The organism is Flavobacterium hydrocarbonoxydans, from assembly GCF_009789235.1.
Taxonomy (GTDB): Bacteria; Bacteroidota; Bacteroidia; order Flavobacteriales; family Flavobacteriaceae; genus Flavobacterium; species Flavobacterium hydrocarbonoxydans.
In genome coordinates, this window is record NZ_WSTB01000002.1 from 374,196 (window position 1) to 391,783 (window position 17,588).

Annotated in this window: 16 protein-coding genes; 2 read left to right on the plus strand and 14 right to left on the minus strand. The window is 35.8% G+C overall.

Features of this window, described 5'->3' with window-relative positions; all coding sequences use genetic code 11:
- Positions 1-10: 10 nt before the first annotated feature.
- Positions 11-772 carry an exodeoxyribonuclease III gene (locus tag GON26_RS04705; protein WP_160373571.1) on the minus strand — a complete coding sequence of 254 codons (762 nt, stop codon included), beginning with the start codon at positions 770-772 and terminating at the stop codon, positions 11-13.
- A 119-nt stretch (positions 773-891) separates the two neighbouring features.
- Here GON26_RS04705 and GON26_RS04710 point away from each other — a divergent pair, with 119 nt between their 5' ends.
- Positions 892-2,700 carry a GNAT family N-acyltransferase gene (locus GON26_RS04710; RefSeq protein WP_160373572.1) on the plus strand — a complete coding sequence of 603 codons (1,809 nt, stop codon included), beginning with the start codon at positions 892-894 and terminating at the stop codon, positions 2,698-2,700.
- A 60-nt stretch (positions 2,701-2,760) separates the two neighbouring features.
- Here GON26_RS04710 and GON26_RS04715 read toward each other — a convergent pair whose 3' ends face one another.
- The 3 genes from GON26_RS04715 to GON26_RS04725 all read right to left on the minus strand — a co-directional run bounded on the left by GON26_RS04715 (position 2,761) and on the right by GON26_RS04725 (position 4,640).
- Positions 2,761-3,039, minus strand: coding sequence for a TM2 domain-containing protein (locus tag GON26_RS04715; RefSeq protein ID WP_160373573.1), 279 nt, complete (start codon positions 3,037-3,039; stop codon positions 2,761-2,763).
- 17 nt (positions 3,040-3,056) lie between these two features.
- Entirely contained in the window at positions 3,057-3,482 is a 426-nt protein-coding gene (locus GON26_RS04720) for a DUF805 domain-containing protein (protein WP_160373574.1), read from the minus strand.
- Between the two features lie 210 nt (positions 3,483-3,692).
- The gene (locus tag GON26_RS04725; RefSeq protein WP_160373575.1) at positions 3,693-4,640 is read right to left on the minus strand and encodes a 2-hydroxyacid dehydrogenase; all 948 of its coding nucleotides are present in this window, start codon (positions 4,638-4,640) and stop codon (positions 3,693-3,695) included.
- 184 nt (positions 4,641-4,824) lie between these two features.
- Here GON26_RS04725 and nhaA point away from each other — a divergent pair, with 184 nt between their 5' ends.
- Positions 4,825-5,970: a Na+/H+ antiporter NhaA gene (gene nhaA, locus GON26_RS04730; RefSeq protein ID WP_160373576.1), complete on the plus strand. Its 1,146-nt coding sequence runs from the start codon at positions 4,825-4,827 to the stop codon at positions 5,968-5,970.
- A 303-nt stretch (positions 5,971-6,273) separates the two neighbouring features.
- Here the strand turns inward: nhaA and proC are convergent, their stop codons facing one another.
- The 10 genes from proC to GON26_RS04780 all read right to left on the minus strand — a co-directional run bounded on the left by proC (position 6,274) and on the right by GON26_RS04780 (position 17,575).
- Positions 6,274-7,050 carry a pyrroline-5-carboxylate reductase gene (gene proC, locus GON26_RS04735; protein ID WP_160373577.1) on the minus strand — a complete coding sequence of 259 codons (777 nt, stop codon included), beginning with the start codon at positions 7,048-7,050 and terminating at the stop codon, positions 6,274-6,276.
- Between the two features lie 99 nt (positions 7,051-7,149).
- On the minus strand, positions 7,150-8,499 hold the full coding sequence (gene mgtE / locus GON26_RS04740) for a magnesium transporter (protein ID WP_160373578.1): 1,350 nt from the start codon (positions 8,497-8,499) through the stop codon (positions 7,150-7,152).
- Positions 8,483-9,268, minus strand: a complete 786-nt coding sequence (rsmA, locus tag GON26_RS04745; protein WP_160373579.1) for a 16S rRNA (adenine(1518)-N(6)/adenine(1519)-N(6))-dimethyltransferase RsmA — start codon at positions 9,266-9,268, stop codon at positions 8,483-8,485. Before rsmA ends, mgtE begins: the two co-directional genes overlap by 17 nt.
- 139 nt (positions 9,269-9,407) lie before the next feature.
- Complete coding sequence (locus GON26_RS04750) at positions 9,408-9,719, minus strand: DUF4286 family protein (protein WP_160373580.1); 312 nt, start codon at positions 9,717-9,719, stop codon at positions 9,408-9,410.
- 76 nt (positions 9,720-9,795) lie between these two features.
- On the minus strand, positions 9,796-11,577 hold the full coding sequence (locus GON26_RS04755; RefSeq protein ID WP_160373581.1) for a tetratricopeptide repeat protein: 1,782 nt from the start codon (positions 11,575-11,577) through the stop codon (positions 9,796-9,798).
- 81 nt (positions 11,578-11,658) lie between these two features.
- A complete protein-coding gene (lgt, locus tag GON26_RS04760) occupies positions 11,659-12,486 on the minus strand; it encodes a prolipoprotein diacylglyceryl transferase (RefSeq protein WP_160373582.1) in 828 nt (275 codons plus the stop codon).
- 58 nt (positions 12,487-12,544) lie between these two features.
- Positions 12,545-13,816 (minus strand): serine--tRNA ligase, encoded by a 1,272-nt coding sequence (gene serS / locus GON26_RS04765; protein ID WP_160373583.1) that lies wholly within the window; start codon positions 13,814-13,816, stop codon positions 12,545-12,547.
- A 227-nt stretch (positions 13,817-14,043) separates the two neighbouring features.
- Positions 14,044-16,470 carry a M28 family peptidase gene (locus GON26_RS04770; RefSeq protein ID WP_160373584.1) on the minus strand — a complete coding sequence of 809 codons (2,427 nt, stop codon included), beginning with the start codon at positions 16,468-16,470 and terminating at the stop codon, positions 14,044-14,046.
- 14 nt (positions 16,471-16,484) lie between these two features.
- A complete protein-coding gene (locus GON26_RS04775; protein ID WP_160373585.1) occupies positions 16,485-16,832 on the minus strand; it encodes a hypothetical protein in 348 nt (115 codons plus the stop codon).
- A 425-nt stretch (positions 16,833-17,257) separates the two neighbouring features.
- Positions 17,258-17,575: a hypothetical protein gene (locus tag GON26_RS04780; protein ID WP_160373586.1), complete on the minus strand. Its 318-nt coding sequence runs from the start codon at positions 17,573-17,575 to the stop codon at positions 17,258-17,260.
- Positions 17,576-17,588: the final 13 nt, after the last annotated feature.

Sequence of the window (17,588 nt, forward strand, 5' to 3'; positions counted from 1 at the left end):
AATACCAAAATTACTCTATTTCGACTAAAACAGGACAATGATCAGAGTGTACAGCATCCGGAAGAATCACCGCTCTTTTAAGTCGGTGCTCTAAACTTTGGCTAACCAAATTATAATCGATACGCCAGCCTTTGTTGTTTCCGCGGGCTCCTGCGCGATAACTCCACCACGAATAATGATGCGGATCTTTGTTGAAATGACGGAAACTATCGATAAAACCCGTTTTCATAAAACCGTCTAACCAGGCACGTTCTTCTGGTAAAAATCCAGAAACGGTTTTGTTACGTACAGGATCATGAATATCGATGGCTTCATGGCAAATGTTGTAATCGCCGCAAATAATCAGATTTGGGATGGTGATTTTTAACTCATTAATATAAGTTTGAAAATCATCCATAAACATAAATTTATGATCCAAACGCTCGATGTTAGTCCCGGAAGGTAAATACAAACTCATTACCGAAACGTCATCAAAATCAGCACGAAGGTTACGTCCTTCAAAATCCATGTGATGAATTCCGGTTCCAAAAACCACATTATTAGGTTCTGTTTTTGATAAAATAGCCACTCCGCTATATCCTTTTTTAGTTGCCGGATAATAATATTGATACGGATAACCAGCTGCTGTGATTTGCTCTACAGGAATTTGCTCCTGAGTTGCTTTTATTTCCTGAAGACAGATAACATCAGGGTTGGCATGTTGCAGCCATTCTATGAATCCTTTGGCAATAGCGGCTCTAATACCGTTTACATTATAAGAAATGATTTTCATTACTATTTTTTTTTAGGATTTCAAATGTAATAAAAAAGTGGAAAGTTTGTGTTTGTATCAGCGAAAAGTAGAGTTTTTTGTTATCTTTGTTCGCTGCTCTAATAAATTAACAATAGTACATGGGTTTAGTTACCGCGAAAGAAGTTGCAAAAGCAATAAATGCTGAGAAGTACGGAGTTTTTGGTACTTTTTCAGGCTGGATTCTTATGAAGGTTCTTAAGATATCGACCCTGAATAAAATATACGATCATAACAAACATCTTGAGGATCTTGCTTTTTTGAATGGAGTTTTGGATGAATTGCAAATTAAATTTGAAATTCCTGAAGAAGATTTAAAACGTTTGCCTAAAGATGGGGCTTATATCACAATTTCAAATCATCCACTTGGAGGAGTTGACGGAATTTTATTATTGAAACTGATGCTCGAAAGAGAACCCAATTTCAAAATAATCGCCAACTTTTTATTACACCGCATTGTTCCGCTTAAAAAATACATTATGCCGGTAAATCCTTTTGAAAATCATAAGGATGCTAAATCGAGTGTGGTCGGAATTAAAGAAACATTACGCCACTTAAGCGACGGAAAACCATTAGGGATTTTCCCTGCCGGAGAAGTTTCGACTTACAAAGACGGAAAATTAGTGGTGGACAAACCTTGGGAAGAAGGCGCTCTAAAATTGATTAGAAAAGCTAAAGTTCCTGTTGTTCCGATTTATTTTCATGCCAAAAACAGCAAATTGTTCTATTGGCTTTCTAAAATAGATGATACGCTTCGTACTGCAAAATTGCCATCGGAACTGCTTACGCAAAAGGATCGCGTGATTAAAGTACGCATCGGAAAACCCATTTCGGTAAACGAACAAAACGAAATTGAATCTTTCGAAGAATATTCAGAATTTCTACGAAAGAAAACCTATATGCTGGCCAATCCATTTGAAAAGGACAGCAAATTATTGGATACCGCTAGTTTGAAAATTCCAAAAGCGCCCAAAAAAATTGTAACACCAGCAAACGAATCAAAAATGATTGACGAGGTTATCGCCTTAAGAAATAGCGATTGCCGTTTGCTGCAAAGTAAAAATTACGAAGTGTTTTTTGCAAGAGCAAAAGCAGTTCCGAATATTTTACACGAAATTGGCCGTTTACGCGAAATCACTTTCCGTGAAGTGGGCGAAGGAACAAATGAATCGATTGACCTGGACAAGTTTGACCAATATTATCACCATATGTTTTTGTGGGATGATGAAACCAAAAAAATTGCCGGAGCTTATAGAATGGGACTAGGTTCTGAAATATATCCAAAATACGGTATTGAAGGTTTTTATCTGAATGATCTTTTCAGGTTTGAGCCGGAATTACACGATATGATGCACAAGTCTATCGAAATGGGACGTGCTTTTATCGTAAAAGAATACCAACAAAAACCAATGCCTTTGTTTTTGTTATGGAAAGGGATTATTCACACAACCTTACGTTATCCAGAGCATAAATACTTGCTAGGTGGTGTGAGTATTAGTAATCAATTTTCGGATTTCTCGAAATCTTTGATGATTGAGTTTATGAAATCTAATTATTACGATCCGTATATTGCGCAATACATTCACCCGAAAAAAGCGTATAAAGTAAAACTAAAAGATGCTGATAAAGACTTTATTTTTGATGAAGCCGAATCTGATTTGAATAAATTTGATAAAATTATCGACGAATTAGAACCAGGAAATTTACGTTTGCCCGTTTTAATCAAGAAGTACATCAAACAAAATGCCCGTGTAGTAGCTTTTAACGTCGATCCTTTGTTTAATAATGCCATAGACGGTTTAATGTACATCAGGATTGCAGATATTCCAGAAAGCACAATGAAACCAGTTATCGAAGAGTTTCAATTAGAACTCGAACGAAAATTAGCCGAGAAAGAAGACATCAACTAAGAGATTGATATAAAAAGTAAAAAGCCTTTTCAAAATAAATGAAAAGGCTTTTTTTATGTTTTAGAACCAAGGTTTTCTACCTACCTGATACGTTTGATAGAATTCTTCGTCTGTTTTTACCAGATAAATAATTCCTTCAATAAGTCCTATTAAACTTCCCAGTCCACATGCAAGATTTAGCAATATCTGAATGATACCTTCTTTGGTATAACCTAAATAAAATTTATGTACCCCTAAAGCACCTACTAAAATTCCTAAAATACCCGCAACAACTTTTTTATTTTCTTCTCTTTGAACTGGAGGATTATTCCAGTCTTCAGTTGGTCTTGTAGTTTCCATTTTTATATCTTTTTTAATTATTGTAATTCAACTTTACCAATTTCGCTAATTTCTTCAATTACGTTTTTCGGGTCTTGACCATACATGTTTTCACCTGAATCTCCTTCAGTAAAGAATAAAACTAACAACCAAATTCCACCCACAATAGGAATTAACGCAATGAAATAAAACCAGCCACTTTTCCCCACATCATGTAATCTTCGAACGATAACTGCCAATGAAGGAACCAAAACTGCCAATCCGTAAATTGCCAAAAGAACATAACTTATGATAAGACCTCCTAAGATATTATCCATTATTGCGCCTACAATTAATCCAAGAATAATAAATAGAAAATTAATAATAACGTTGGCAAGGGTAAAGAACCAGTACTCGCTTCTTCTCGCGCGCCCTTTAAAATTTGCATAGTTTTCAAAAACCACTTTTTTGTACCATTCAATCATAATTAATAAAATTAGTTAGTTAATCCCTACTCTTTTTGGATTTTCGGTTACTCCTTTTTTTAAATTTTTGTTAAAATCGAAACAATATTAAAAAAAAATAACTGTAAAAACTAATTCTAAATAAGACTTCTTTCCGAAAAAACTTGTTATTAAAACCTAAAATTAAATCGCAAAAAACAACTAACTAATTAAATATCAAAATCATTGACTTTACTTACCATAAACCACCCTGATTTTATCTACAATCACCTGTGCCAAGCGTTCGTGGCTCTCGAAAGTCCAGCCTGCGATGTGTGGTGTGAGCAAAACATTCTTGGCTTCCAGTAAATATTGAAAAGCTTCCGGAGTGTTTTTATCCTGAAAAAGTGTTTCAAAAGAAAGTTTCTCATACTCCAAAACATCCAAACCAGCTCCCAAAACCTTTTTAGCCTTCATAGCTTCCACTAAATCTGCTGTAACGATATTTTTACCGCGAGACGTATTTATAATCCAAAATGGCTTCGCAAATGCGTTTATAAAATTAGCATCAACCATTTTGTCGGTTTCGGGCGTCCAGGGAAGATGCAAACTCAAAACATCTGTCTTTTGCTGTAACTCTTTCAATGAAACTTGTTTCGCATTTTCGTCGCCCACATTTTCCAAAATATCATAACACAAAACTTCCACATCAAAACCTCTTAATTTTTTAGCAAAAGCTTTCCCCATGTTTCCGTAACCAATAATTCCAACGGTCTTTCCGTCGAGTTCGTGACCACGATTACTTTCGCGATTCCAATGCCCCGCTCTTACTTCAGCGTCAGCCTGATTCAAATTATTAAACAGCGATAAAATAACCCCGAGCGAATGTTCAGCCACAGCATTTCGATTTCCTTCCGGAGCCGCAATCAGGTGAATCCCTTTAGTTTCGGCATAGTCACAATCGATACTTTCCAGGCCAGCTCCCACTCTTGCAACAAATTGCAACTTAGTTGCTTTATCTAAAAAAGTCTTATCTATTTTAAAACGGCTGCGAATTACGATTCCGTTGTACTCCTGAATTTTCGATTCTATTTCCTCTTTTGAAGATTTAAAATCGGCGTGATTTTCGAAACCAGCTTCTTCTAGTCCGTTCCACAAAACTGGATTATTACTGTCGATATGTAGAATTTTAATGCTCATTTTTACTATTTTAAGAATACAAAAATACAGCTTATTCTCCATTTTTAGAACACTATTAATTGGCTTGTGTACCAAAACAAAAGCAATACGGTTTTTTATTGGACGTATTTTTTTTAACTTTGAAAAATTAAGGTTTTCAGATAACACCTTCAAACAATAATAAAAATCACCCGAAACACATTACATGAAATTAACCAAAACATTTAAAGTCTTTTTTGAAAACGAAAAATCAGGAGGACTGTTACTGCTTTTTGTTACCATTCTTTCCCTTTGGTTTGCAAATTCAGCTTTTCAATTCGAATATATTTCCTTTTGGGAAACCGATTTCAACGGGCATTCTATAACACATTGGATTAATGATGGATTGATGACCATATTTTTCTTGTTGATTGGATTAGAATTGGAACGTGAAATTTATCATGGAGAATTGTCCAGTGTAAAAAATGCTGCATTGCCCATAATCGCTGCTTTTGGCGGAATGCTGGTTCCTGCGGGGATTTTTCTGGCTTTAAATTTTGGAACAGCAACACAAAACGGAGCCGGAATCCCGATGGCGACCGATATTGCTTTTGCCATAGGGATATTATCGCTTTTAGGAAAGAAAGTACCCACTTCGCTTAAAATATTCCTGACCGCTCTTGCCGTTATTGACGATTTGGGCGCTATCATAGTGATTGCGGTATTCTACACCACCTCGATTTCCTTTATAAATCTTGCCATCGCTGGAGGTATTTGGGGATTATTATTTATTTTGAATCGAATGAAAATTCACAACCTGATTCCGTATCTGATTGGTGGAGTTGTGATGTGGTATTTTATGCTTAATTCTGGTGTTCACGCTACAATTACGGGTGTGATTTTAGCCTTTGTAATTCCGTTTGGAGATGGTGGCGAAAAAAGCTCCTCGTATATTTTACAACATTTTTTACACAAGCCTGTTGCGTTTTTTATATTGCCTTTGTTTGCTATTGCCAATACCTGTATCGCGATCGAATCGAACTGGCATGAAGGCTTGGGTCACGCCAATACTATTGGAATTATATTAGGATTAGTTGTTGGAAAACCACTCGGAATTATACTTTTTTCTTTCCTCGGAGTTCTTGTCGGACTTTGCAGCCTACCCGACGATTTAAAATGGTCGCATATTTTGGGTGCCGGAATGCTGGGCGGAATAGGTTTTACCATGTCGATATTTATTACCATTCTAGCATTTCATGATCCTGAAGTTATTACTTTTTCGAAAATCGCTATTTTGATTGCTTCAATGCTGGCTGGGCTTTTTGGGTTTATCTTTTTGAAATATGTTTTGAAGAAGAGAATTTCTAAGTAAAATTCCAAATTCCAAATCTCAAATTCCAATTATCCAAACTTGTTATTCCTTTCGATGAAGGAGAAATTACATTGGTTAGTCGATAACTTTCTTATGAAAACGGATGCCCTAGCCCCGATAGAAGTGGAAATCCTTTTGTGGCGGGGTTCGCCACAAAAGATTGTAACGGATAGCGGGATTAGCTCCTGAAAAAAAGATTTGGTTTTATTATCGAAATCAAACAAAATGCGTAAAAAAAATCCCAAACGCCAATTTACAACTTGGAATTTGGGATTTTTATTTATTTTGGAATTTCTTTAAAAACTACCCTTTAATCTGTTTCAAAGAAGTTTTGATTCCTTTGATTAAAGACGAACTGAAACCATTGTGTTCCATTTCGTTCAGACCCACGATTGTACAGCCCTGAGGTGTTGTTACGCGGTCGATTAATTGTTCCGGATGCACTTTTTCCTCTAATAACATTTTGGCCGCTCCTTTTACCGTTTGCGCCGCAATGGCTAAAGCAGTTTGAGAGTCGAAACCAATTTCGATTCCGGCTTGCATAGAAGCACGGATATAACGTAACGCATAAGCGGTTCCGCATGCACCAAGAACGGTTGCGGCATCCATTAATTTTTCGTCGATAACGGGAGCTGTTCCTAAATCCTGAAACAAATCTACGATTGGCAAGGCTTTTTCTCTGTCCTTTTCAGGGAAAGAAATACAAGTAGCTGATTCTCCAAATTGTGCTGCGATATTCGGCATAATTCGTACTACCGAAAATTCGTTATTTGTTTTCTGCTGAAGCATGTCGAGTGACAATCCGCTTACTGCCGAAGCAATTGTTTTTCCTTTGATAACAGGTAAAATTTCTGCTAAAACAATATCTACCTGATAGGGTTTTATAGTTAAAATCACCACATCGGCTTCCTGAATATTGTGTTTATTATCAGATGAAACGGTGATTCCGTGTTCTGATAAATATTGAATACTGGCTGTATTTCTTCTGGTTACTGTTACCGAATTATTCTTTGAGAATTTAGCAATTCCCAGGGCGATAGAAACGCCAAGGTTTCCTCCTCCTATGATATGTACTTTCATTGCTGATTGGTTGGCTTGTTAATAGCATATTTTCGGCTACAAATTACGCCGATTTTATAGATCTATAATCACGATAATGAATTAATTTGTGGCAAAAATCTAAAATCCTAAAATGATTCTGGCTACTCCAAAATAGAGCATGATTCCGAAAACATCATTAGTCGTCGTAATAAACGGCCCCGTTGCAATTGCTGGGTCAATTTTGTTTTTATGTAAAAATAGCGGCACTAAAGTTCCTAAAGTCGCAGCGAATAAAATCACTACAATCATCGAAATCGAAATCGCAATTCCCACTAAATATTGTCCGTACATTACGGAATGGAACCCCAATAAAAGCAACGAAATAATACTTCCGGAAATCATCGAAACCGTTATTTCTTTAGTAAAATAAGCACGGCTAAATTCTTTCAACGTTCCGTTTGCCAAACCCTGTACCACAATGGCAGAGGCCTGAACCCCAATATTTCCAGCTGTTGCAGATAACAAAGGAACAAAAATAAAGAGTGTCGAATATTTCTGGAAAAGACCTTCATTTCCTTTTAACACAAACGAAGCGATAATTTCGATCACCATTCCGATTAAAAGCCATGGTAAACGTGCTTTTGTTAATTCCAGAACACTATCATTCGATTCGACGTCCTGTGTAATACCCGCCGCCATTTGGTAATCTTTATCCGCTTCGTCCTTGATTACATCTACGATATCATCAATGGTAATTCTGCCCACCAAGCGGCCCAATTCGTCTACAACAGGAATGGCTTCCAAATCGTATTTCTGCATGATACGGGCTACCTCAACATCTTCGGTATCTACATTTACGAAATTTAATTTTCGAATATAAATATCGCTAATCTGAGTTTTGGTAGAAGTCGTTAATAAATCTTTCAGTGATAATCTTCCCTGCAGACGGTTTTCATCATCCACCACATAAATCGAATGTACTCTTGAAACGTTTTCGGCCTGGATGCGCATTTCTTTCACGCAAGTGAGCACATTCCAGTTCTCGTTTACTTTTACAAGCTCTTTACCCATCAAACCACCGGCAGAATTTTCGTCGTAACGCAACAAATCGACAATGTCTTTGGCGTGTTCAACGTCAATCAGTTCCGAGATTACTTCGGCCTTAATTTCCTGCGAAAGTTCGGCGATAATATCAGCCGCATCATTGGTTTCAAGCTCATCAAGCTCTTCTGCAATTTCTTTTGGTGAGAGTCGGCTTAAGATATTTTCACGCAAATCATCTTCCAGTTCCAGAAGAATTTCGGCAGTTTTATCACTATCTAAAACCTTAAAAATGTAGGTTGCTTCGTCGAAATCCAGTTCATCCAGAATTTCAGCTATATCGGCGTGGTGCAGATCATTCAGTAAAACTTCAAGTTCTTTGTCGTTTTTCTTTACAATATGCTCTTCTAATTCTCTTATTAAATCTTTGCTAACTTTGAACTCCATCGGCTTCTATTTTTTGAGTCAGTTCAATAAATTCTTCTACACTAAGTTGCTCAGGACGTTTATCAAAGATAGTGTCTTCTCGTAACTTATCAGTTAAATTTAATGTTTTCAAACTGTTACGTAATGTTTTTCGTCTTTGCTGAAAAGCTGTTTTTACTACTGTAAAAAACAATCTTTCACCACAAGGAAGGCTATAATCTTCCTTTCGGGTCATTTTCATCACACCCGATTTTACCTTGGGCGGAGGAATAAACACATTTTCGTCAACCGTAAACAGATACTCTGTATGATAGAAGGCCTGAGCCAAAACTGATAGAATTCCGTATGCCTTAGAACCTTTTTTCTCGCAGATTCTTTCGGCAACTTCTTTCTGAAACATTCCGGAAAACTCCGGAATCTGGTGCTTAAATTCTAATGTTCTAAAAACAATCTGCGTCGATATGTTGTATGGAAAGTTTCCAATAATCGCAAACTGTTTGTTCTCGTAAACCTCGTTTATATTGTATTTCAGGAAATCCTGAGAGATAATTTTATCTTTTAATTTTGGATAATTTTCACCCAAATACACCACCGATTCACCGTCAATTTCGATTACGTGTGTATTAATTGGTTTGTCAAGCAAATATTTAGTCAACACACCCATTCCTGGTCCTATTTCCAGCACCTCATCGTATCCTTGTAAGCTCAAAGTATCTGCAATTGCTTTGGCGATACTTTCGTCTTTCAGGAAATGTTGTCCTAAATGTTTTTTGGCTTTTACTTTTTCCATTTTTTCTTTTTGTTTGCCTTGCCACGAAGACTCTAAGACACAAAGTCTTTATTGTTTTTTTTACCACAAATTTCACAAATTTTCACAAATCTTAAAATCTATTAATCTGTGGGTAAATTTCTGTTATTGAAACTCAAAATTAATGTTCCGAAATAACTTCTAATTCCGTTCTGAAAGAAAGCATTTTATCAGCAAATAATTCTAAAGCTTCCTGACGAAATTTTGGTGCATCTTCCAGATAATATTTTTCTAAAGTTGCTTTGCTATCCGTAAAATACTGAACCGAATAGGTAACGCCTCCCATTTCTTCTTCAATTAAAACCTTGACAATTCTTGCTGAAGAAAACTTCTGGGTTGCCAGAATTTCCGGTATGTGTTTTTCCTGCATCCATTGCAACCATTGGTCGTGAACGCTTTCGTGTATATTGGTGGTAACGTTGTAAATTATCATGTTTCTTGATTTTAGATTTTAGACTTTAGATTTTAGATTCTTGTAGAAATCTGAAATCTAAAGTCTAAAATCTGAATTATAAATTCGTATCTCCGCGTAATTGGCGGTATTTTTTTCTGGCATCAACAAAGTAAATACTGTCCTGATGATTAAAAATTATCTTCTCATACAAAGGTTTGGCTTTTTCTATATCCTGCAACTTTTCGTTATAAATTTCTGCCGAAAAGAACAAAGCTTCATCGATATAAATCCCGTCCGAATGACTGTCAATTACTTGCTGGTACTGGGATAAGGCTAAATTGTAATCTGCCAGACTTTCGTACACTTTTCCTAAACGCAACATTGTAACACTTTCTATTTCCTGCCCTTTAAAGGTTTTTAAAATACTTTGAAACTGCGTAATGGCTTCTTGTTTTTTATTCTGATAAATTAAAAAATCAGCTTTTGCAAATTGCTTCAAGGCAGTTTGTGTCGAATCTGCTACTGTGTTATCATTTATCAATAAAAAATATTCAAGCGCATCATTAGCAATCAACTGTGTATTGGCCGATTTAAGTTCTTTAAATTGCTTTAAAGCCCATTCGAAATCGGTTTTAAAATAACTTGTTTTGGCCGCTTTCAAACTCGCTTCATGCGACATGACATCGTTCTTTAAATCCAATTGAATTTGCGAATAATAAATCAGTGCCTGATTGAACTTTTCTTCCAAAAGTAAAATATCCGCCAGTTCCATTTTAGCATCTGCTTTTTGATACTCGTTCAAATTGAGTTCTAAAGCTTTTTTTACAATTGCCTTACCTTCTTCTGTCTTTTTTAAATCAAAAGCCAGAAAGTGTGCCTGAATAAGCTGCAAAGATAAGGTAAAAGGAGTTATTTCGTAGGTTTTAAGCAATTGTTCTAATTCAGCATTAATTACAGGATAGTCTTTTTCCTGTGCTTTATCAATTTTGATTTTCATCAAATTGGCATTGCTATCCACTAACAAATCCAAATCTTTGGTATTCAGGAGAATAAAATTCAGAATTTCTTCTGCTGTATCGGTATCATTTTCATTCAATGCAAACTGGCTTAAGTTTACAATGCTCATCAACGACTCCGGTTCTCTTTTATAAATCGCTTTTTCCTGGATAAACGCTTTTCCAAACTCTTTTTGCTGCACGTAAAACCAGCTCAAATAATGATTCCAGAAAACATCCTGATCTTTTTGTGTTTTCAGGATTAAGGCTTTGCGCATCGCATCCTTAAAAGCAGTAGCATCTGTTTCTCCGTTCATAAAACGGGACAGTTGCGTCTGGATTAGATTTGAATTTTGCTGGTTCTTGAAGGATTCTGTAAGCAGAATATCAATCATCAAATCTGTTTTGCCCAATTGACCGTATAACATTCCGATCTGAAAATTGAAGTTGTAATTGGGCTGTACCTCCATGGCGGTCTGATAGGCTTTTAAAGCATAATCTAACAATACTTTTTTCTCGAAAGAATTTCCAATTCCGTAAACATCATTCGGACTCGTTTTTATCTTTTCAATAGCTTGTTCGTAAAAGTTTTTAGCCTTAGCATCGTTTTTTTGCAATTGAAAATTATATCCCAGTTCTACCAAAAAAACACCTTGTTTGTATTTGTTATAACGCACCTGAAGCATCTTTTCGGCTGCAACGAATTGTTGCAATTGCTGGTAACACTCTACAGTTCTGAGAAAATATTGTGTATTGGAAGGAGCGCTGTTTAAAAGCTCTTCGTAACTGATTTTGGCTTTATCGAAATCACCTTTTTCGTAGTAATATTGCGCCAATTGCTCATTTTGAGAAAAAGCAAATGCCGACCACAACAAAACGATATAAATAAAGGCGTTTTTCATATTTCAGTTTTTTATTAGTTGTGGTTTATTTTAGCTTTCTGCCGCTTTTAAGTTAAAAAACTATGCGCGAAAACTTCTCTTTTAAACATATTCCTTACTGGTTTTTGTTTTCCAAATTATCAATGCTAATCCAATTAATATAAAAGGAATGCTTAGAATTTGTCCCATATTAATCATCATATTATCCTCGAAACTTTCCTGATTTTCCTTGAAAAATTCAATTATAAAACGAGCCAAAAACAACAATGTCAGGAAACATCCGAAGATTAATCCATGTGCATTTTTAAATCTTTCGACTTTATACATAAAGAATAAAATTCCAAAAATCAAAAGATACGCAAATGCTTCGTATAATTGTGTTGGATGTCTCGGAATTAAATCGTCTCTTTCAAAAACAACTCCCCAATTTCCGTTGGTCGGTTTTCCGTAGATTTCAGAATTCATAAAATTTCCGAATCTAATGAAAGCACCCGTGACAGGAACTGCGACAGCCATTCGATCCAGTAATCCAAAGAATTCAACCTTATATTTTCGGCAATATAAAATGATGGCGATTAAAACCCCAATTGTTCCGCCGTGACTTGCCAGACCCTGAAAACCAACAAATTTATAAACACCTTCTATTTTCTGAATCGGTAAAAGTATTTCTATCGGATGCTGAAAAAAATACCCTGGTTCATAAAACAAACAATGTCCCAATCTGGCTCCCAAAATAGTTCCTACTATGACATAAATCAGCAAACTATCGAGTTTATCTAAAGAAAGATGCTCTTTTTTGTAAATGTTTCTAACAATTGCAAAACCAAGTAAAAGCCCAATTGCAAAAAGAGCTCCGTAATATTTTAGTGGAAAACTGTCCGTAATCATTATAATATCCGGATCTACATTCCAGTTTAAAATTCCGTTCATCTTTTTTATTTTAAAAAGAAATCCTAACAGAGTTTAAAACCCTGTTAGGATTTTTCCTTTAATTTATAATATCAAATCCGCAGTAAGGACGTAAAACTTCAGGAATTACGATTCCTTCCGGCGTTTGGTAATTCTCTATAATTCCAGCTAAAACTCTTGGCAAAGCCAATGAACTTCCGTTAAGCGTGTGTGCCAATTGGTTTTTACCGTCTTTATCTTTAAAACGTAATTTCAGACGGTTTGCCTGGAAAGTCTCAAAGTTAGAAACCGAACTAATTTCTAACCAACGATCCTGCGCTGTTGAGAAAACCTCGAAGTCATACGTCAAAGCCGATGTGAAACCCATATCGCCGCCACAAAGACGTAAAACACGGTATGGCAATTTCAGTTCATTCAAAATTTCTTTTACATGCTCGACCATTCCGTCAAGAGCTGCATAAGAATTATCTGGATGTTCAACGCGTACAATTTCAACTTTATCAAATTGGTGCAAACGGTTTAATCCACGAACGTGTGCTCCGTAAGAACCTGCTTCACGACGGAAACATGGTGTGTAAGCGGTGTATAAAACCGGTAATTCAGTTTCGGCTAAAAGAACATCACGGAACAAATTCGTAACCGGAACCTCAGCAGTCGGAATCAAATATAAATCATCAATGGTTGAGTGATACATTTGCCCTTCTTTGTCCGGCAATTGCCCTGTTCCGTATCCTGAAGCTTCGTTTACCAAATGCGGTACCTGAACTTCATTGTAGCCTGCAGCGGTATTTTTATCTAAAAAATAATTGATTAACGCACGTTGCAAACGAGCCCCTTTCCCTTTGTAAACCGGGAAACCAGCTCCTGTAATTTTTACACCTAATTCAAAATCGATGATGTCGTATTTTTTTACCAATTCCCAGTGAGGCTCCGCTCCTTCGTGCAAAACCGGAATAGCACCTTCCTGAAAAACATTTACGTTCTCTTCTGGAGTTTTTCCTTCAGGGACAATGTCTGCTGGTAAATTTGGTAAAGTATATAATTTATGCAATAATTCTTCAGCCAAAGCTTCTGCTTTAGCACCTAAATCTTTACTTTTTTCTTTTAATGAAACTGTTTTTTCTTTAAGAATTGCGGCTTTCGATTTCTCGCCCGCTTTCATTAATTCGCCAATATCTTTGGATAATTTATTAGATTCAGATAAAGTATTGTCTAATTCTACCTGAGTTGCACGACGGTTTTCGTCTAGTTGCACCACTTCTTCCACAACACTTTTAGCATCGATATTTCGTTTTGCTAAAGCCTTGATAACCTTTTCCTGGTTCTCTCTAATAAATGCGATTTGTAACATAGTTTCTTTTTTATACTATTGTATTTTTATAACGGAAGCAAATTTAAGGAAATGTTTGCTAAGATTACGACAAAGTTTAGGGGTAAAATACAATCAGATGATTGTTTTATGAAGTTGTAATGAGGTTTTCAGAGGGAGAAGTGAAATTTTTACTATTTAAAGTCCTGAAAATAGAATGTGCATGCTAAAGAAAAAGGGCAAACTTAAATTTAAGTTTGCCCTTTTTTTTATTCCGGAGTAACAGTGGGTTTAACAACTGGCTTGATAATAGGTTTTATGACAGGTTTCAGACTGTCTTTTACGACCAAAGTACTGTCTTTTACAGGAGCTGTTACAATTGGTTTTACAGGCGCTGTAAATCTTTTTATTTTCTGCTGAATCAAAACAGCATCATTTAACACAAAAGGCGTTGGCATCATCCAGTCGCTTCTTGGTTTAATTTTGAATAACGGATTAGTCATTAAATCAAAAGAACTCTCTATCAAATCCATATCAAATGCTGTCGATTTGTGAATGTTAAATTCTAACGTCAAAGGCTCATTTCGAACCACATAATAACATAAAATCTTCATTCCGTCACGTTCCAGAATTCTTCCTTTAGCTCCGGAAGTTGTCATTCCGTTTGCTTTAAAGTCGTAAAAAACCATTTTTGGATTGGCAAAAACATCATAACGATTGACCTTTCTGTTGGGAGAAATCTGAATTTTCATATAACGGCGATTTCCAATAACGCTGTCTTTTAGGAAACTAATAGTAGGTTTTGGAACGTCTAATTTGGGTGCAATGGCGCTATAGGTAAAACCAGAATTGTATTTGCTGTAAATAGGCAATTTGTTTAAACCAACTGCCTTTTGCGAAGTCTGTCCTAAATACGTTTTCGTCCAGTCGTCCAAATTTACATCGTAAGTCGTCCAGACAGCAGAATCAGTATCGGCATTGTAAACATATAATAAACTGTTTGATTTTGCTTTTCCTTTTTCATAACCGGAATGATAACCGGCATATACAAAACAAACTATAGAAGCGGCGAAGAAGAATAGTGTCCAGGCTCCTTTTTTAGCAAATGAACCAAAAACAGGCAATAATAACCCGAAAGCAAGCACGGTAAGAATAGCACTTCCGAAAAGAATTTTCAAACCAAGACCTACAGGAAACATTTGAATAAACGGTGCGATAATGATTAAAGCCGGAATGCTGAAAATTAAATTCAAACCCAAACTCGAACCTTGCGTGAGGACATAAATTCCAAATAAAATAATTCCGAAATAAACCGGAATAATCAGGAATCCAGCGCCCGTTAAGCTGTTCGCTAAAAATCCGTTGACGACAATCCAAAGCAGCAATGGCGCAACATAATGCTGCATCGTAGTTTTGGTTTCAGAAAAATGATGGTAAAAAGCAAAACAGATTGCAATACTTAATAATACAAATCCGGCAATGTAAGCATGTCCGTTATAAGTAAATCCGTTTAACAAATCATTGTATTGCGGATAAACCTCCAAAAAGATTTTCCAGCCCAAAAACGTAACTAAACCTGAAATGATAACAGAACCCAATAACGGAACGAATCCTTTAAACATTTCTCTAAAACTGATGACACGTTTGGCTTTTCCTATAAAAATAAAAAGAACCAACAACCCAAAAGCAATCACAGTCATCGGGAAAACCCAGGCAAAAGGATAGCTGATAAACGAAAACGGAATATTAAAATAGACGTTATCTTCTGTCGTTACCGTTTGGTTTAAATCTATATTAGAAAAATACTTTAATAAAGGCATTAAGTAAGTCCCCTGATGTTTTAATGTTCTTTTACTTAAATGCTGAATATCATCCTGTTGGGTGTGATAGTTGTAATGCCCGTCTATAAATGCAAAATTAAATCCCTGAATATTGCCCTGCTCTCTAAAAACGGTCAGATCGGTATCATTAGGCAGCATTTTGTAAATGCTGTACATCAACGAGTTCGAAACCGGATAAGCAGCTTTTGCATTTTTAAACTCTTTTATCAGCGCCTGATTACCACCATTGGTTTCCATCAGCATATAACTTGGGCCCGATGAGCCTCTTGCCTCAAAATTTAAAACCAATCCAACGTCTTTTGCCCAAGGATGTTGATTGACAAATAAGGCAGCACCATTTAAACCCAATTCCTCAGCATCCGAGAAAAGAATAATTATATCGTTTTTATGAGGCTGCTTCGCATATAAAAACGCGCGAACACCTTCTAAAATCGTAGCTACACCTGATGCATCGTCACTCGCGCCTTTCGAAAAAGAATGTGGTGCGCTGTCATAATGCGAAAGCAATAACAAAGCCTTAGAGTTATTTGTTCCTTTTATTCGGGCCAAAATGTTTTTCGATTTTACCAATAAACCTTTGTCGTTTAAGGTAAAACCTTCCTGAATACTCGTTTCAAGACCAATTCGGTTTAGCTCAAGTTTAAGATAATTGGCTACCAATTCATGATTGGTAGAACCTACATAATGGGGTTTTTGAGCAATAATACGCACCTGATCAAAAGCTCTTTCGGTAGAAAATTCGGCCAACGCCTCCTCTTCTTTAGAAATCCATTGCGGCATCATGGTGGCGTAGATAAAGCCAATGATAAAAAGAATGCCTATTACGGCTACTATGGAATTGTAATTTTTTTTCATTTTTAGGTTTGAGGCTAAATTTCTTTTTTAACAAGCATATAATAATCATTGTCCAAAGAGCGATATCCCTGGTCATACAAGAAATAGTAGGTATTCCCTGTTTTGGTCTGCAATATATTAGTAAAAAAATCAAAATCGAAACCTTTGTGCAACATTTTATCTCTTGTTGCCTTAGATTTTCCTTCCGTGTTCAATTCCGTCAAAATTCGGTAATTTTTACGCAGTTTGTTATTCACATTTCGCATAAAATTATTGCTGTCTTTGTTTATTTTATTGTTGTACGCATTTCGGCAACTGTCCGAACAAAATTTCTTGTCTTCCCGGCCGACAATTTTATCGCTACATTCAAGGCAGGTTTTCATATAATTCCTTTTTTTAAGCTCAAAATAATATTTATTTCAAGCGAATTATGGTTTTGTATTTGGTTTCATGGTTCCTGCTCTCGCCTTTATCTCTCCATCCCGATAGCTATCGGGACTTCGAGGATATCGGCTCCATCAGGGCTAGTTAGGAGACATGGTTTTTTTCTTGGTTTCATTCAAAAAACATCCCATTACACCCAAAGTTTGTCATTCCGTAGGAATCTCATCATCGCTGAATCTTTGCGTATAGAGATTCCTGCGGAATGACAAGTTTATGTTTATTCTTTATTAATTATCAATTGATTTGTCTCATAAATTAAATATTCTAAAAAAAGAACTTCCCCGTCCCGTTTGTCATTCCGTAGGAATCTCATCTTTGCTAAATCTCTGCACGTAGAGATTCCTCCGGAATGACAAGTTTATGTTTATTCTTTATTGATTGTCATTTGATTTTTCTCATAAATTAAAATTTCTACTTTCTTAATATCACAATTTGTCAAAACAATATCTTTAAATCCATTTTCTAAATTAATTCGCAATACGTTTGATTTTGCAGGAACACTAAATCCAAAAATCACTTCAATTATTTTATTAAAAAACGATAGATTCCTTATTAACTCCAAGCTGGAGATACTTTCTAATTCATATTTTCCATTGTCTTTGACGTAATTTGTATTGTTGATTATTAAAAAATTATTTTCAGTGTAGATTTCAAATAATGGATTCTTTCTAACTCTTGTCATAAGTCATTTTGAT

Excerpts from the sequence above, each read along its gene's own strand:
- mgtE (WP_160373578.1), bottom strand. The coding sequence starts at position 8,499 with ATGGAGTTCAAAGTTAGCAAAGATTTAATAAGAGAATTAGAAGAGCAT.
- GON26_RS04715 (WP_160373573.1), bottom strand. The coding sequence starts at position 3,039 with ATGGAAACTACAAGACCAACTGAAGACTGGAATAATCCTCCAGTTCAA.
- GON26_RS04770 (WP_160373584.1), bottom strand. The coding sequence starts at position 16,470 with ATGAAAAAAAATTACAATTCCATAGTAGCCGTAATAGGCATTCTTTTT.
- serS (WP_160373583.1), bottom strand. The coding sequence starts at position 13,816 with ATGTTACAAATCGCATTTATTAGAGAGAACCAGGAAAAGGTTATCAAG.
- nhaA (WP_160373576.1), top strand. The coding sequence starts at position 4,825 with ATGAAATTAACCAAAACATTTAAAGTCTTTTTTGAAAACGAAAAATCA.
- GON26_RS04705 (WP_160373571.1), bottom strand. The coding sequence starts at position 772 with ATGAAAATCATTTCTTATAATGTAAACGGTATTAGAGCCGCTATTGCC.
- GON26_RS04725 (WP_160373575.1), bottom strand. The coding sequence starts at position 4,640 with ATGAGCATTAAAATTCTACATATCGACAGTAATAATCCAGTTTTGTGG.
- GON26_RS04720 (WP_160373574.1), bottom strand. The coding sequence starts at position 3,482 with ATGATTGAATGGTACAAAAAAGTGGTTTTTGAAAACTATGCAAATTTT.
- GON26_RS04750 (WP_160373580.1), bottom strand. The coding sequence starts at position 9,719 with ATGATAATTTACAACGTTACCACCAATATACACGAAAGCGTTCACGAC.
- GON26_RS04780 (WP_160373586.1), bottom strand. The coding sequence starts at position 17,575 with ATGACAAGAGTTAGAAAGAATCCATTATTTGAAATCTACACTGAAAAT.
- GON26_RS04710 (WP_160373572.1), top strand. The coding sequence starts at position 892 with ATGGGTTTAGTTACCGCGAAAGAAGTTGCAAAAGCAATAAATGCTGAG.
- proC (WP_160373577.1), bottom strand. The coding sequence starts at position 7,050 with ATGAAAGTACATATCATAGGAGGAGGAAACCTTGGCGTTTCTATCGCC.
- rsmA (WP_160373579.1), bottom strand. The coding sequence starts at position 9,268 with ATGGAAAAAGTAAAAGCCAAAAAACATTTAGGACAACATTTCCTGAAA.
- lgt (WP_160373582.1), bottom strand. The coding sequence starts at position 12,486 with ATGAACGGAATTTTAAACTGGAATGTAGATCCGGATATTATAATGATT.
- GON26_RS04755 (WP_160373581.1), bottom strand. The coding sequence starts at position 11,577 with ATGAAAAACGCCTTTATTTATATCGTTTTGTTGTGGTCGGCATTTGCT.
- GON26_RS04775 (WP_160373585.1), bottom strand. The coding sequence starts at position 16,832 with ATGAAAACCTGCCTTGAATGTAGCGATAAAATTGTCGGCCGGGAAGAC.